Here is a 16,458-nt window from a genome sequence, read left to right as displayed (position 1 = left end):
AATCATTTCCCATCATTCGCTTCCACACGGAAACGCTCAACAAATGTCCGCAACTCTCCCGCCACACCGACCAGATTTTGCAAAGCTCCAGAAACCCTTTGGGCTTCTTGGGAGGTTTCTTGAGCGGTTAACTCAACGGATTGCATCACTTGGGCAACAGCACGGGATGTTTCAGTTTGCTCGATAGTATCCGCAGTGATTGCACGTACTAAAGCATCGATCCGGTTTGCCACTTGCACAATATCTTCTAGGGATTGCTTGGCTTGTTCTGCTCGTTTAGTACCTTCAATCACCTGTTGGGTGCCTTCTTCCATAGCTGTCATAACTGAACCGGTTTCACTTTGGATTTGCAACACAATATGTTCAATATCCTTGAGTGCCTTGGCTGACTTATCAGCGAGCTGTCGTACCTCATCGGCAACAACAGCAAAGCCTCGACCAGCTTCTCCAGCTCTTGCCGCCTCAATACTAGCATTGAGCGCTAACAAATTCGTTCGGGAAGCAATCGTAGAAATCGATGTCACAATTTTGGAAATTTCCTGGGAAGATTCTGCCAAACGCTTGACTTTACGAGTTGTTTCTGCTACAGTTTCACGAATTTGCAAAATTCCGGCCACAGTGCGCTCCACAGCCTCACCACCTTTGAGAGCGGTAGCTGAGGCTGAGCGGGCAACTTCCTCAGCTTCTCGTGCACTCTCTGCTACCCGCTGAATAGCATCGGTCATCACCTGTACAGAGTTCAGGGTCACCGCCAGTTCCTCAGCTTGGCGTAAAGCATCAGAAGATAAGCTACGGGCAAAGGACTCACTATCGGTGGAAGATTTGGTCACCTGACGCACTGCCTGCTTGACTTGTTGTACGATTTCCCGTAGGTTTTGGATGGTCAGGTTGAAGGAATCAGCAACTGCCCCCAAAACATCAGCAGTGACCTCTGCTTGTACCGTTAAATCCCCCCGTGCTGCCCCTTCCACATCATCAAGCAATCGAATTACCTGGCGTTGGAGGTCTTCTTTTGCCTGTTCTTGCTCTTCTGCCTTTCGTTGTGCTTCCGTCATCGTTGTTAAGATGACTCTAGCCATTTGGTTGAAACTATGGGCTAACTCACCCAATTCGTCCTGGGAATAAATGGTAGCATGGGCATTGAGATTACCCTGAGAGACTCCTTCAAACTGGGTTTTCAGGTTTTCGGTACTACGTCTAATCTGCCTAGCTGTAATACTCCCCACAGCCAGAGTCGTACCAAAACTGGCAACACCAGCGGCTAGGGTCATCAGAATACTAGTATTTCGCACATGATTTTTGAAGGATGGATCATCTCGAACCATGTATTGAGCTCCAGCACTCACCGCCGCTACCACCACCATTGAGACCGCGCCAGTAATCAAGGCAGTCATCCAATTCTTCTGGTTGACAGGAGCGTTTTCTATCGGAGCTAGTGGACCTTGCTCAATACTAACAACTAGCTCTTTGTCAATGTCTTTAGTGGGATTATAAATAGGAATTGGCTCGGTGGCACTACTAAGGCTAAATAGCTCCTCATTGGCAGTGGCTGACGGATAATCATGATTGGCTACAGCACTTACACCACTGGTGTTCATATCCATTGACCCAGTACTTCCGAGTGTTGAGCCAGTACTGCTTAAGACATCAAAATCACTATTGTCACCACTCTCATTGGACAGTGGTTGCTGATCATCAACAGAGAAATCAGGGATTGAATCTAAATCATCATCAAATAGGTCAAACTCATCTAAAAAACCCTCTTTTACCCCTTGATGTGCTTCAATTCCTGACAAGATTTCCTCTTCTGATTCCGTTACATCATCCATTGTCCAAGAATCATCATCAAAGGATTCCAAATTAATTTGGTTTGGCCTTGGAGAGTTGAACCCATTATGTTCGTAAGCTGAGTCCAAAAGTTGCTCATCCGAGCCATAGTTTTCCGATAAATAGGGTTCAGTAGAGTCAGTCGCCTCATCATTGAGATATTCTAAGTCCTCTTGATTGTCAGCATAGGATTGAGTATCCCCCGTTGGTTCCTCAGGTTCCAAAGACTGCTCGGTGCTGGCATAATTTTCTTGGGTAGTCGCGGTAGGCTCAGAACTTGGAGTCGGGTAAAAATGCTCCTCAAGCTCTGCTGAATTCATTAACAGGGTTGCAGCTTCAACAAAGGAATTCTTTGATTGCTCCTTGATATCGCTAAACTCGTAATCCGGCAGGGATTCTAATTCTTCTTCAGCCAGGACGTTAAACTCAACTGTGCTATATTCACTAGTTAACTCTTCTGAACCATAAGATATATCTTCGTCTAAATTAACTTCAGGAGACACCATAAATGTTTGTAGACCCTCCTCTTGAGAGAGTTCAGGAAAGTGTCCTTCTGTGCCATTATAAGAAGTCTGACTACTGACAGGGTTCACATCGAGTTCTAAATCCTCAGAGGCAATTTCCCAACTCTCTAAATCCTCACTGTCTTCTTCTAGGTCACTGACGATACTAAAGGGGTCTAGATTAGAAGAAGACTGATAATCTATGGTGCCTTCATCACTAGTGGAATCTTGAAAAGAATCGTTAAAGGGTGAGGTTGATTCTGAAGCAAAATCATCAACCCCTGTGTTTTCAAAACTTAAGCTTTCCGGGTCAAATTCACTGATATCATTAAAATCAGCGAAGTCTTGCCAATTTCCTTGTGTGGCTTCTGCACTCAACTCCTCAGTCTCATCTAGTTTTACCTGTGATGTATTGACATCATCATCAGGTGATAACCCAGCAGCTTGATCAGCATTTGTGGATTGCTGGGCGTACTCTAGACCGTTATTGGCATAATTAACAAAATCTGGCTCAGAGGTCAGATTGAGTACTGATTCATACTGTTGGCGAGCCACATCGTACTGCTGTAGACCATAGCAGTAAATATGACCCCGCAGTAGCAGCGCACTGGGTTCATTAGGGAAATCCTCAATCAAACGATCAACAATTGTTGCCGCTTCTTGGTATTTGCCCTGCATATAGGCTTTTTCGGCTTCCCCATACTGCTGGGGGTAATTTATACTGGATGCCATTTACCTCCTCCCGAAGCATTAAAAATTAATTTAATGTTTAATAATAATTAATCCCACTAATTTTTAATGTTCAATTTTTAATAATTAGTTTTAGGCTGCCCACCTTGCTGAGCGTATAATCGCCACATGATCAAGTAGTCGCAGAACCTGATTAGACTCAATATCTAGCAACCACTCACCGCGTAAGAAAGGAGCCATACTATCGGCAACATTGGTAGGCATATGTAACTTTTCCACATCCAGCCAGTCTGTACAGACAATTTTTTGAACTGCCAACCCCAGCATAGTGTCTTGATCTTCAATAGCAATAACGGGGATTTCCATACGGTCTGTATTTAAAACCGTTTTATCCCCTAGAAACTGACCCAGATCTGAGACCCAAATTACGCGCCCACGTCGATTGAAGGTCCCCAACAATAGAGGGGAAGCATTAGGAATAGGAGTAATTTGTTCAGGGCAGGGGTCAATTACCTCTTTGATACCAGTAGCAGGCAGAGCAAATTCATCACCAGATGGCAGATAAAACCGCAGGTATAGTTCGCCTTCAGGACTTTCCAATTCCTGCAATTCTGGGGCTTGTTCAAGAGCCGAGTCAGTTACAAAGTCCGGATTAGCAACCATTACCGTCAAATACCAATATATTTATCTTCTGAGTAGCTGTCTAACTGTTCCAATCAACTCCGTTGGCTGAAAAGGCTTCGCAATGTATGCATCTGCACCTTGCCTCATGCCCCAATAGCGGTCGAATTCTTCGCCTTTTGAAGAACACATCACCACTGGCACATTCTGAGTTTTGGGGTCAGCCTTAAGACGCCGACAGACCTCATAGCCATTCATGCGTGGCATCACTATATCCAAGACAACTACATCTGGACAATACTCTAAAATATGTTCTAAAGCCTCAACACCATCACTGGCAACATCCACCTTCAAACCACTACCTTTGAGGAGGTCTGAGATCATCTGCCGTTGAGCAAGGCTGTCTTCTACAACTAAAACTTTACTCATAACTCCTAGCTCGACCCTCGGGAAAGGTCGTGAAATTAAACCATAGCCCGATTTGGGTCTATAAACTGAATCATGATTACAGTATCGCTCATCTATCGGTGGTGATACCAAGAAAGACTAGATTTTTCTTGAATTTGTGGAAGCTCCTAGCTTGACCAGTGGGTTTAATTAGGATAGTGTTGGTTAATTAACTGATGGGTTAGACGCCTGTATTAATAACTCAAAGGCTGACACAGCAATATTTTCCCCTTGATATAATTCTTTGGTCAGAGCATTACTATCTTGGCATTGTTCGTTGGTCACCTCGACCAAATGTATTTCTCCAAAAGCATCAATAACTCATGATCTCCAAAGGGCTTGGTTAAGTAGTCAGTTGCGCCTACCATCCGGGCTCTGACGCGATCGATAAAGCCATCTTTGCCTGTGAGCATGATGATGGGGGTTTGCCGAAATACTCTGGATTGGCGTAACATGCCACAAAGCTCATAACCATCTAGGTCAGGCATTACTAGGTCACAGAGGATGAGATCCGGTTGGAGTTGAAAAACCTGACTCAGAGCCTTTAGGGGCTTCTGAATTGCTGTAACTTTATAACCTTTGGCTTGTAGGGTATATTCCACAGCTTTTCCAACTGCGAGATCATCATCAACACAGACAACAGATCGTGTAACTTTCTTTAACTCCCATTGCTCTTCAATGGCTGGCGTATCTGGTTCTTTGGGGGTTACCATTTGGATTGACCCCTGTTGTACATAGGGATAAATAGCCCGAGCTACGGTGATCAGGTCACGATGGAGATAACGGGACAACTGGCGTAGAGAAGTTTTGCCATCTACCCAACTGCTTATGAGTTTAAAGGATTTTTCGGGCAGTGTAGCCTGTAACTGGTCATGGGCAGTAATCATTGGACACTGATGGGGAGATTGGATATGAGGGCACAATTGCTTCCACTCCTGCACCTGCTTCATAATCTCTCTGAGCAATGGTCCTATTTCTAAGGTAGTAAGTTGCGGTGCTAATGCTGGACCAATTTCAAATACAAAGTAGCCATGGTGAAGGCTCAGCAAATCAAAAAGGGTTTCATTAACCATGCTTTGAATGATGCTTCGCCCTTGGTTTGGTGTGATAACATGGTTTTCTAACAAAGCCCAAAGGTAACCATACTCTAGAGCATTGGTAGCCGCAATGGACAGACTTTCCAATTGCTCGAGAGCATCATTGGCTTTATAGCGGCGCAGATAATCATGCAGGCGCGACAAGCTCCCATCGCTGTCAGCAGCATAGGCAATCTGCCCATTGAGGAAGAAGACAAACCAATACGGAAGCGGACTTGGTAGTTTTGGCTGCGGGTAAAGTCTACCTGAGGTAAAACGATTGCTGCCACTATTGCTAGCCTTGCTACTAGGGTGAGGGCTATAGGCCTCGACTAAGAGTTCCCCGGTTCGCTGACCTAGCTCGATCAGTTGCAGGATGCTACGGATATCAATTTCACTCAAAGTTCCCTGCATTTAAAGACAATGTGCTCCTAACAACCTGTTGATGTATCTGAGATTATGACCTGTCATTGAGTTAAAGGATGCCCATAAACTGGTACTGATCTATCTTTGCTCAAGAAATGGCTTAACTGTACAATGAAAATATCCCCAAAAATTGGGTGAGGCTAGGAGAGTTGCTAAGGAATCACTTCTGTAAGCCAACTGGTGGAAGCTTAGCATGGCTGCAGACAGCTAACCAAAGCGCGAAGTAACTGATTAGCGGTAAGACTGGGATTTTGACGGTTACTGGAAACTTAAGCTAAGATGTCCAAGGTTATAGGTTAGGACTTTAAACACCATTGGATAACATATAAGCATATAAATTAAGTATATTTATTTGAATAGGGATTAGGCACAAGGGAAGAAAGTGATGGGGTAAGATGTTATGTTCAATCTAGAAAATTCGAACCTCTGGGTGGATAAAATCTATGGTTGGGGAAACTAGACGGGTTGGGGAAACTAAACCCCTCTGTGGGAAGATTCCTAAGACTATCCTCATCAATCTATTTCTATTCTGATCACCTTTATTGATTCGCAGATCAAGTCTGGGAAATACCTTAAAATACATTAAGTGTCTAAATATACTGACTGCCGTCATCCTTTAAAGGACTAATAGCCTTAAGGATAAAAAATAGATCGGTTGACCAATAATCTCCGAAAGTGCGGCTCGTTCTAGCTAGGAGCCTTCAGCGACTGAAGGGGTATGTGCTAGGGGACTCGCGAGGTTAAAACACCTCAAAAGTTCTAACTGTCTTTTGGATGGTGGTGAAAACCCACCCCTTGAGGAGACAAGTGACTCCCTACCTTGGCCACACCGAGCGGGCGGCAACTCCGCAGAGTGAAGCTGGCACCAGGGCGCAACCAGAACCGAAGCAGATAGGTATCACTGGCGCTAACGGGGAGGTGACATGGGTAAAACTAGTCCTAGAAAAGTGTCTAAGATTAAAGCCACAATCTGAGATGTAAATAGTGTGCGACTAGATTCTCTAATTCTCACAGCGTCGTTTTTCGGGATAGCTGTAATCTCTGAGAAGAGGATAGGCAAATTGGACTGCCCTAAATCACCAAAACAATCTGACAGACGGAACGAGTAAAAACGACAGCAAATATGGGTCTGAGGAGGGTCGAGCCTCGGTAAGTTATGCCAAACTTAATCCCCACTGTCGGGTAGGATGCCACCATAAAACTGGTGGCGGGTATCCAGAGTACACAAAACTAATGGAGAGCATGGGTAGACACATGTCAAATAGATATAGTGACCTTTGGAAAAGGCAAAAGTGGAAGCAACTCCGCCGGAACCTTTTTCGCCTACAAAAGCGAGTGTATAAAGCAGTTCGAGATGGTGACCTGAGAAAGGCGCGGTCTTTACAAAAACTGATTCTGAAATCCCGCTCAGCACAACTACTGGCAATCCGTCAAGTGACACAGCTAAATCTTGGAAAAAGAACCGCAGGAGTAGATGGGAAAGAATCCCTAAGCTACAAAGAAAGGTTCGAGGTACTTAAAATGCTAGGCGACCGTGCGGAAAACTGGACGCACCAAGGGTTAAGGGAAATCCCTATACCCAAGAAAAATGGGAGTACGAGAATGCTGAAAGTACCTACAATCCAAGACAGAGCATGGCAATGTCTAGCCAAATATGCTCTTGAACCAGCCCATGAGGCCACGTTCAGTGCCGATAGTTATGGATTCAGAACAGGCAGATGTGCCCAAGACGCACAAAAACGCTTGTTCCTACATCTAAAATCGGACGCCAACGGCATCACAAAAAGAGTAGTTGAACTGGACATCAAAAAGTGTTTCGACCGCATCTCCCACAGCTCCATAATGGATAGATTGCTAGCCCCTGCGGGTCTGAAGATGGGGATATTCAGATGTCTAAAAGCAGGCATCAATCCAGAATTCCCGGAGCAAGGAACGCCCCAAGGCGGTGTGGTCAGTCCACTTCTAGCCAACATTGCACTTGATGGAATAGAGAATATACACGCCAGCATCCGATATGCGGATGATATGGTATTTATTCTCAAACCAAAAGATAACGCTGAAAAGATTTTGGAAAAAGTGAAGAACTTCTTAGCCCAACGTGGCTTAGAAGTAAATCAAGAAAAGACCAAACTAACCAAAACGACAGACGGGTTTGACTTCCTGGGTTGGAAATTCCGAGTCCAGAAAAACGGAAAGTTCAGATGCATTCCCTCAGAGGAAAACCATCGAAACTTCCGAAAGAAGGTAAAAGCCGTGGTCAATAACTCGAATTATGGTGCCGAAGTAAAAGCCCAAAAACTAGCCCCAATCGTGCGTGGTTGGAGGAACTACCATAAAAGCTGCGACTTGAGCAGTTCCCGAGATAATCTATGGTTCCTGAACAAGACCGCAAACCGTAAGTTCCGAAAGGAAAAGAAAGTGAACCGGTACAGAGCCAATGAATTATGCAAGAAAGGCTTCCCAGCAATTGGGTACAAACAGAACCAACACGTAAACGTAAGAGGGACTAAGTCCCCCTATGACGGAGACCTAGTCTATTGGAGTATGCGGAACTCCGTACTATACGACGATGCTACCGCTAAAGCTTTGAAAAGGCAAAACCATTCCTGTGGACATTGTGGGCACAAGTTCTTGAGCGACCAGATTGTACACCTTCATCACGTCGATGGAAACCACGCCAACTGGAAACGCAAGAATTTAATGGCAGTCCATCAAAGCTGCCACCAAGAAATCCACTGGAGCAAGCCGAAAGGCAAGCCTATTGGTTGAGGATACTTAGGAGCCGTATGAGGGGAAACTTTCACGTACGGTTCTGGAGCGGAGGTGCCCTGGATAATACCAGGCATCGACCGTAACATTACCACCCTGTAACCCCAAAGGGGTTAAGCGTTCAAATGTGTTAATCAAGAATTGGGCACAATACAATTAAAAGAGGACGATCAGTGTGCTGTATCTCGCAGAGGTAAGAAAGCAGAAAACTGGGTTTATGGGTAGAGCTCAGGCCGAACTGAAACTGCTGGCTTTTCAGCGGACTGACCAGAGTTGGAATAAGGTGTCTGGGGAGGAAGTGCTTCCGACAGAACAAGCCAATAACTTTGGTGATGGTGCGTTGGTGATTGTTAACCTGAGTGGGAATCGACAAATACAGGGAACAATCGAGGCAGCGGGGGGAAGGTTAGTCAATCTGTTGCAAAATTTTTCTCGCTTGCTAGAAAAGTCAAAAAACCAGGAAGAAGAAATTGAGCAGTGGAAGCAATCTTTGACCTATCAAAGTCAAGAACTCAACCGTCGCGAGATGGAAATGGAAGCACGGCTTGAGCAGATGCAAACGATGGAGGAGGATTTTTCTAGAATAGAGCAACAACGCCAAGAACTGGAAAGTACTCAGACAGAAACTGCTAAACTCAGCCAAGAATTGGAGCGTAAAAGTAAGGAGCTTGAAGGGGCTTGGGAACAACTCCGGGGACAGCAGCTACGCTTACAAGAGCAAGTTTCAGATGGTCAATACTCTGCTGGTTTAGATGCTCAGCAGGCTGGTGTGATTCAGCAATTGCTCAATGGCTTATCAGGAGGAGCAGAATCAACACAATCTGTCTGGGAACCACTGAATCAAGCCTTGGAAGTCGTCAAGGATCAGCATTCGGTGTTGGATACTCACTGGCAGCAGTTAAATGAACAGCGTCTATTAGCTCAAAAATTGGAAGCAGATGTTAAGGGTCAAGGGGAAGAAGTCCAACATCAAACCCAACAACTACAACAATTACAAGCATCCTGTGAACAGGCAAACCGGGAAAGGCAAGTGCAGCAAACCAATCTAGAGATCAAGGTTGAATCAGCTAGGATGGTGAGTCTGCAACTCCAAACTCAGGAAAAATTATACCAAGAACTGGCTCGAATGGCAGCAACATCAGGGGATGTCAAGATTAGCCAAATGGTGGATATTGCAGCACTAGAAAAAATGCCCTTGGGTGAGTTACAGGATATAGTTCAGAATTTGCAGCAGGATTTGGAAAAAGTTGTACGCTTCGTCAATGACCAAGAAGAAGAACTAACACTCCAACACCAAGGGATTGAAGAACTACAAGAACAGATTAGGGTCGCTAGTGAGTACGATCGTATTAGTCTAGAAACCCAGTTAGCAGATGAGCAAGACCGTTACCAGATGCTGGACAGAACCTTGGTGGGTCAACGCCGGACTCTATGGGAACGAGAAGAAATTCTAAATCAGCACCTACGAGTGTTGCGACTGCGGCAAGGAATTGTGGATAGTAATGGTCAACAAAACCAGAAAATTGACTTAGGACCAATTTTGATCGAACTAGAAGCACAGTGCAAACAACACTCAGATCAATTGCAACAACTAGAACGAGAAATTGAACAGATGCGCCTTAGGGTTAGCCAAGCTGAAGAATTGATCAATCAACAAACCCAAGAAAAGGATGCTAAGCTGGCTCAGGTAAACAATTTGGAGGAAAGTTGGCTCTCCAATCAGGTGAAGGTAGCTCAACTTTGGGGCAAAGTTCATCTCTATGAAAAAACCCTACAGCCATTGCAAGATGGTCTCAATGAACTTCGACAGAAGCTGGATGCGATCGCAAATGCTCTGAATCACATCCAGAAAACAGGTGATTCTCAACAACAAGCGATCGCTCAAATATCCCAAATCATCAGTAGCTTAAGCCAATCTCCAGAGTTGGCAGCTTCTTAGGTTTAAGGTTTAATATTGAACGCCCACGCGTGGCCTTTTGGCCAAGCTTGAATGTTATTCGCGTAGCGTGGCCTTTTGGCCAAGGTTGAATGTTGTTCGCCCCGTATTCGGTGTAGGGTAGGTTGAAGGAAAAAAAATTTCTCAGAAACTAAGAGATAGAACTGTTTAATATTTCATACTTTATACTTAATACTTCATACTTGATACTTCAGTATAATCCATTCCTCTTCTACCAAGGCTGTTACTCCACCAGGAAAGGATGACGTTCGAGAGCGGTTGGGAGCAGCAATTAAACCAGTCACGGCTTCGATTTGCTCAAAGCTCAGGGCTTTGGTTTGGTTTTCCTGAAGGAACTTCCGAATCACACGACGTTGCAGAGCTAGGGGAGCTTGCTGTAATACCAGACGATTCAATCGTGGAGGGCTATTGCTACCAGGATCTTCCTCGACCGTAGGTACTGCCATGGCTTGCTTTTGGATTTGCTCAGCAGTGTTTTCGAGATATTCGACGTCTGCTCGCAAGATTTCAGCAATTTGGGACAATGCGGTCTCAACTTGTGGGTTGAAATGGGTTTTTAAATAGGGGATTAGCTCTTGGCGGATGCGGTTACGAGCATAGTTAAGGTCTTGATTGTAAGCATCCACCCAAATGGAAAGTTGCTGCTGCTCGCAAAACTGGAGAGTTTCGCTACGGGATGTCTCAAGTAGGGGACGCACCAGACTTACTCCAGGAGCAAGAGGTCGTTCCCAGGTCAAGGCTTGCAAGCCATCAGTGCCTGAACCTCTGATCAGGTTATAGAGGACTGTTTCAGCGCGATCGCTTTTTGTGTGACCTGTGACAACAGTGGGGTAACCTTGAGTTTGGGCAATGTCAATCAGGGCTTGATAACGCCACTGCCGCGCTGCTGATTCGCTCTTTGTCACTTCAGGGGCAGTTCGTAGATGAAATGGAAGCCCCCAACTTTGAGCAATTTGCTGTACATGAAGAGAAATTCCTTCATCATAGGGCCAACGGTGGTCACAGTGGGCGATTCCTAGCTGCCATTTCCACTTGGGCTGTAAATCTAGGAGTAGTTTGGTTAGACAAAGGGAATCTTGCCCACCGGATACGGCTACTAAAACCTGCTGATTCTTTGGTAGTAGCTTCTTTTGCCGCAGGGTTCTATGTAGCCGTGCATGAAGAGGTGTCCAACTCGGTATCTCAGACATTAGAGTGGTTATGAATAGTTATCCAAAACTTTGAGATTTTGAATTTTGTAGGTCATAGATACCCTAGAATCCTATAAATCCTAAACGCTCAAGGTTCTTAAAAGCCTTGAAATCAGCGTGTTCACTACGATGCTCCTATGTCAACATTTACCACAACATTTACCAATAGACTATTATTTACCCTTATTTAAGTTCATTCATTTCCTGCCAGACATCATCCATTAGGGAATTATCATCACCGTTTTCTGATTCCTCATCAAAGGAAATATCGTCCAGTTTAAACATGTCTTCATCACTATCATCAGACATATCACCCAGATCAAAATCATTACTACTGTCTGTTGATACTGCTGACAAATCCAGCAAATCTTCTTCCTCTGCTGTCGGTGATTCTACGAACTCTATATCTTCTTCACTATCGGAAAAGTCTCCTAAATCAAAGTCATCTTCTTGATTGGTTGTGGTTTGTCCGAAACCAATATCTTCCTCACTATTGGAAAAGTCTCCTAAATCAAACTCATCTTCAGTACTGGTTGGGGTTTGTTCGAAACCAATATCTTCTTCACTTTCCTGACTATCGGAAAAGTCTCCTAAATCAAACTCATCTTCTTGATTGGTTGGGGTTTGTTCAAAACCAATATCTTCTTCACTTTCCTGACTATCGGAAAAGCCTCCTAAATCAAAGTCATCCTCTTGACTGGTTAGGGTTTGATCGAGAGCAATGTCTTCATCTGCATCAAGTGTTGGTTTAAGTGTCATCTCATCCGAGATAGCAGTTGAGGCATCTTCCTCCAGTTCTTCAGCTAGTGATATTCCAGTAGCAGTCACAGCAACTGTGGCTGCTCCAACTCCCAGCTCCAATCCAGAATCATTACTAGTTTCTGGCTCTGTGAGGTCTAGCTGTTCTGCTACCTGGGTTGATGTGCTTTGTAATGTTTCACCACCAATAGCTGATATATTATCAACTTTATCCTGAGCCTCGACAAGGCAAAATTCTAGATTAAGTCTTACCTTGCCTTGCTGCCAGTTATTTGCAGAAAATTGCAACACTTCACAGGGAATACCGGATTCGCTAAACCAACTTTCCTGTTCTGCACTCCATTCATCCCCTAAAACTTCTACCAATTTCTTTTTGATAGCAACTAAGAATTCACCGACCCTAAAGGTACGGTTACCAATAAAGATTTGAGCAGATTCATCCACTGATAGTACTTCACCAACAGCGAGTGGCTTGAACTGATTATCCACAACTATTTTCCCCGATCAAACTTTTCGATAAGCTTCCATGCCTAGAGGCCAGGAGTTTCATTGTCAGCCATGCAAAGCGCGAGTGGGGGAAACCACGCCAGTTGCTCATGGGGGGAACCCCCACAGGTCGGCGCTGCCTCCCCAAGACCGTAATGGTGCGTTTGACCCGTAATTAAATTCGCCACGGGTCGCACCTCTGCATCGCTTTCCAACCATAGACCCAACTATTCCTTTGAGTCAAAGGTAGTTTTTCTAGGGTTAATTCTCCGATGCCTCTAGGCATTAAAGCAGGTTTTCAGTAGAAGCAATTTAGGGCATGCACTCAATCACGGAAATATAGAGTTCTTAGAAGAACCAGCCGTAGGAATGTAAGCCTTTACCCAATAGATTGACTCCTAGATAGCAAACCCAGACAACTAGAAGTCCTGTCCCTGCCAAAATTGCTGGTCGGCGTCCTTGCCACCCACGGGTAATGCGGGCATGGAGATAGGCAGCAAACACTAGCCAAGTAATTAATGCCCAGGTTTCTTTTGGGTCCCAACTCCAGTATGAACCCCAAGCCTCGTTTGCCCAAACGGCACCGGCAATAATCCCAATGGTGAGCAGAGGAAACCCCAGCCCAATAATACGATAGCTGATATTATCAAGAGTGTCGGCAATATTTAGCCTCTGGGGTGAGAGGGTGGGTGCTGTGGATACTGATGGTACGGATGAGTCGGGGGTAGTTACTAAATCGAGCACTGCTGTAGTACTAGCTGCATTACTCTGTCCCAGTTCAGCTAAAGGGGATGAGGTATCAGAGGTAACTACAGGTTGAGAAAGTGGTTGATTACCGTTGCGCTGTAGTTTAAAAGTGGAATTCCCTGGTAAGTTATTCGGTACGTTAGTCTTGCTGCGATAGCCACCAGTCCCGACAGAACTTCCTCGCAGTTCCACGTTCTGACCACGGGTAATCACTAAAAATGCGATCGCTACCAGGGAACCCACCATCAGGGTGGCGTAACTGAGCATCATGATGCTAACATGCATCATTAACCAATTGGATTTCAGAGCAGGTACCAATGGAGCGCTTTCCTGCATGTCTGGTGGTAGGGATAGAGCCGCAAATGCGGTAATTCCCATGGCGACTGGTGCAGTAGCCACGCCTACCAATCGGCTGCGACTCATGTTTTCAGCAATTAGATGAACTGTGGTAATTCCCCAGGTTAGGAAAAATAGGGATTCATAGAGATTACTGATCGGGAAGTAGCCTGCCTCTAGCCATCTTGCTCCGAGTAAGGTAGCAGTGCAAAGGTTGGCGGTTGCCATCCCTGATGTTCCTAAGGGTGACAAATAAGGGATTTTAGGAAAAGCCGCTCCTACCCAGTAAATTAACATCGTCACAAACAGGACGAAAAAGGCAATATTATCTAATTTGTTCTGGAGTGTAACCAGATCCATACAGTGTTCTCTCTCAAGTTTATTTTGTATAAAGCTTATATTATTGCAGCATTAGTACTATCCTATCGGTTAGATGTGACCCTTTTGATAGAGTGCTAGTGCCTGATACCGAGTTGTATTCAAAAATAGTAGATTGGTTGGATAGGGAGATGGGGAGATAGGGAGATGGGGAGATAGGGAGATGGGGAAATTGGGGGAAGAGAAAGTTGTATGTTTGACCGCAACTTGGTATGAGTACCCACATTCCGCACCCTCAAGTTTGAGACTTGCGGTTCCTTCCTACAAAAAAAGCGCCCTTCCTCACAGAAGAACGCTTTATTGCAAGAGGTGCGATCGCTCGCGCCTCTTTCCCGGGTCAAGATTAACCATTGATGATAGGAGCACTCACAGCAACTGGAGCCACCTCACTAGCAGCCAAATCGAGAGGGAAGTTGTGAGCATTACGCTCGTGCATCACTTCAAAGCCCAAGTTAGCCCGGTTAAGCACATCAGCCCAGGTGTTGATGACGTGACCTTGAGAATCAAGCACTGACTGGTTGAAGTTGAAGCCGTTCAGGTTGAAGGCCATAGTGCTAATACCCAAAGCGGTAAACCAGATGCCAACAACTGGCCAAGCACCCAAGAAGAAGTGCAAGGAACGGCTGTTGTTGAAGCTAGCATACTGGAAGATCAAACGGCCAAAGTAACCGTGAGCAGCAACGATGTTGTAGGTTTCTTCTTCTTGACCGAACTTGTAACCATAGTTCTGAGACTCGATTTCGGTAGTCTCACGAACCAGGGAAGAGGTCACTAGAGAACCGTGCATCGCACTAAACAGCGCACCACCAAATACACCAGCTACACCGAGCATGTGGAAGGGGTGCATCAGGATGTTGTGCTCTGCTTGGAAGACGAACATGAAGTTGAAGGTACCACTGATTCCTAGAGGCATGCCATCAGAGAAACTGCCTTGACCAATGGGGTAGATCAGGAAAACAGAGGTAGCGGCAGCCACAGGGGCACTGTAAGCTACGCAAATCCAAGGACGCATACCCAGACGATAGCTCAGCTCCCACTGACGACCCATCCAGCAGAAGATGCCAACTAGGAAGTGAAACACAATCAGCTGGTAAGGGCCACCGTTGTATAACCATTCATCCAAGGACGCGGCTTCCCAAATCGGGTAGAAGTGCAAGCCGATAGCATTTGAAGAAGGTACAACGGCACCAGAAATGATGTTGTTACCGTAGATCAGAGAGCCAGCCACCGGTTCACGGATACCGTCGATGTCCACCGGAGGAGCAGCGATGAAGGCGATGATAAAGCAGATGGTAGCGGTTAGCAAGCAAGGGATCATCAAAACACCGAACCAGCCTACGTAGAGGCGGTTATTGGTGGAGGTAATCCAGTTACAAAACCGATCCCAAAGATTGCCGCTTTCACGACCTCTTAATGTAGTTGTCATGGTTCAAATATTATGGCAATTAACGGAAAGTGCCAGAGGTAAAGATGCGGTGCGATCCCGGTCGGGTTTCACGACAAGCGTGAACGCGCACCAAGAGAATAGTCTTCTTGCCTTGGCTTATGATTAATACTATTAACAGTGACATACTCCCACACTGACCTTACAGGTTCAGTGTGGGCTTCTTGCCAACTCCACCCAACGGTTCGGATACTCGGCAAGCTTTATTAACGACACGGGATGCCCCTCCGCGCCGGAACAATACAAAAATTCGATTTTTTCGCTAGTTAAATAGCTGACTTGCCCAGCATTTAAGGCCGTAGGCCACGCTACGCGAACGGCTTTGTTTATCAGTACATATATTATAGCAATTCCATACATACTCTGTGCAAAATTCATCCCACACCTATGCTGCGCATTAGGTGTGGGGCTTCTAATGCCTGCCAGCTAATCTTGAATCTCCACTTTTTTTGATATTTCTTAATATCAACGAAATTTTTACTTAGTTTATTTTGCATTTATTCAATTAATTAAACATTTATTTGCTTTAATTAATCTTTAGTTAACTAACTTTAAAAATCGAAATAAATGTAAGGTAGACCACTCTGAGGAGCAAACAACCAAACTACGTAGAGACCTACTGGCACCAACAACAACTTCACCGGCCAGTTGAGTTGTAATTTCAGACCCCTTCGGATACTGTAAACCCCAGCCATCGAGGCTGCTAAGCTAACTAACAGCAGAACCACCCAGAAGCGTTCCATACCAATAGCGGTTAAGTAGACTTTTTGAGAAAATTGGATGTCAGCTCGGTGACCCCAGA

The 16,458-nt window shown here is 45.2% G+C and carries 12 protein-coding genes and 1 pseudogene; 3 read left to right on the top strand and 10 right to left on the bottom strand.

The window, feature by feature from the left end:
* Positions 1-2: 2 nt before the first annotated feature.
* The 4 genes from F6J99_RS04985 to F6J99_RS04970 form a co-directional block, all read right to left on the bottom strand.
* Entirely contained in the window at positions 3-3,062 is a 3,060-nt protein-coding gene (locus F6J99_RS04985) for a methyl-accepting chemotaxis protein (protein WP_293111964.1), read from the bottom strand.
* Positions 3,063-3,152: 90 nt separating this feature from the next.
* On the bottom strand, positions 3,153-3,683 hold the full coding sequence (locus F6J99_RS04980; protein WP_070396242.1) for a chemotaxis protein CheW: 531 nt from the start codon (positions 3,681-3,683) through the stop codon (positions 3,153-3,155).
* A gap of 21 nt (positions 3,684-3,704) precedes the next feature.
* Positions 3,705-4,070, bottom strand: coding sequence for a response regulator (locus F6J99_RS04975; protein ID WP_070396243.1), 366 nt, complete (start codon positions 4,068-4,070; stop codon positions 3,705-3,707).
* A 299-nt stretch (positions 4,071-4,369) separates the two neighbouring features.
* Positions 4,370-5,578, bottom strand: coding sequence for a response regulator (locus tag F6J99_RS04970; RefSeq protein ID WP_293111963.1), 1,209 nt, complete (start codon positions 5,576-5,578; stop codon positions 4,370-4,372).
* Between the two features lie 807 nt (positions 5,579-6,385).
* On the opposite strand from F6J99_RS04970, the gene F6J99_RS04965 reads away from it, so the two are divergent.
* The 3 genes from F6J99_RS04965 (at position 6,386) to hmpF (ending at position 10,298) form a co-directional block, all read left to right on the top strand.
* Entirely contained in the window at positions 6,386-6,571 is a 186-nt protein-coding gene (locus tag F6J99_RS04965) for a hypothetical protein (protein WP_293111962.1), read from the top strand.
* Between the two features lie 273 nt (positions 6,572-6,844).
* Entirely contained in the window at positions 6,845-8,359 is a 1,515-nt protein-coding gene (locus tag F6J99_RS04960; RefSeq protein ID WP_293111961.1) for a reverse transcriptase domain-containing protein, read from the top strand.
* Positions 8,360-8,534: 175 nt separating this feature from the next.
* A complete protein-coding gene (gene hmpF, locus F6J99_RS04955) occupies positions 8,535-10,298 on the top strand; it encodes a pilus motility taxis protein HmpF (RefSeq protein WP_293111960.1) in 1,764 nt (587 codons plus the stop codon).
* A gap of 194 nt (positions 10,299-10,492) precedes the next feature.
* Here the strand turns inward: hmpF and tilS are convergent, their stop codons facing one another.
* From tilS to F6J99_RS04925, 6 genes and pseudogenes are all read right to left on the bottom strand, one after another.
* Positions 10,493-11,506 carry a tRNA lysidine(34) synthetase TilS gene (tilS, locus tag F6J99_RS04950; protein ID WP_293111959.1) on the bottom strand — a complete coding sequence of 338 codons (1,014 nt, stop codon included), beginning with the start codon at positions 11,504-11,506 and terminating at the stop codon, positions 10,493-10,495.
* A 183-nt stretch (positions 11,507-11,689) separates the two neighbouring features.
* Positions 11,690-12,754, bottom strand: a complete 1,065-nt coding sequence (locus tag F6J99_RS04945) for a KGK domain-containing protein (RefSeq protein ID WP_293111958.1) — start codon at positions 12,752-12,754, stop codon at positions 11,690-11,692.
* A gap of 345 nt (positions 12,755-13,099) precedes the next feature.
* Positions 13,100-14,194, bottom strand: a complete 1,095-nt coding sequence (gene ccsB / locus F6J99_RS04940; RefSeq protein ID WP_293111957.1) for a c-type cytochrome biogenesis protein CcsB — start codon at positions 14,192-14,194, stop codon at positions 13,100-13,102.
* Positions 14,195-14,555: 361 nt separating this feature from the next.
* Positions 14,556-15,638, bottom strand: a complete 1,083-nt coding sequence (gene psbA, locus F6J99_RS04935; protein WP_070396249.1) for a photosystem II q(b) protein — start codon at positions 15,636-15,638, stop codon at positions 14,556-14,558.
* A 19-nt stretch (positions 15,639-15,657) separates the two neighbouring features.
* Positions 15,658-15,783, bottom strand: coding sequence for a hypothetical protein (locus tag F6J99_RS04930; protein WP_293111956.1), 126 nt, complete (start codon positions 15,781-15,783; stop codon positions 15,658-15,660).
* A gap of 424 nt (positions 15,784-16,207) precedes the next feature.
* Positions 16,208-16,458, bottom strand: a pseudogene (locus F6J99_RS04925) (MBOAT family protein); the annotation flags it as partial.

The organism is Moorena sp. SIO4G3 (assembly GCF_010692305.1).
GTDB lineage: Bacteria > Cyanobacteriota > Cyanobacteriia > Cyanobacteriales > Coleofasciculaceae > Moorena > Moorena producens_A.
This window is presented reverse-complemented; position numbering and strand designations above follow the sequence as displayed.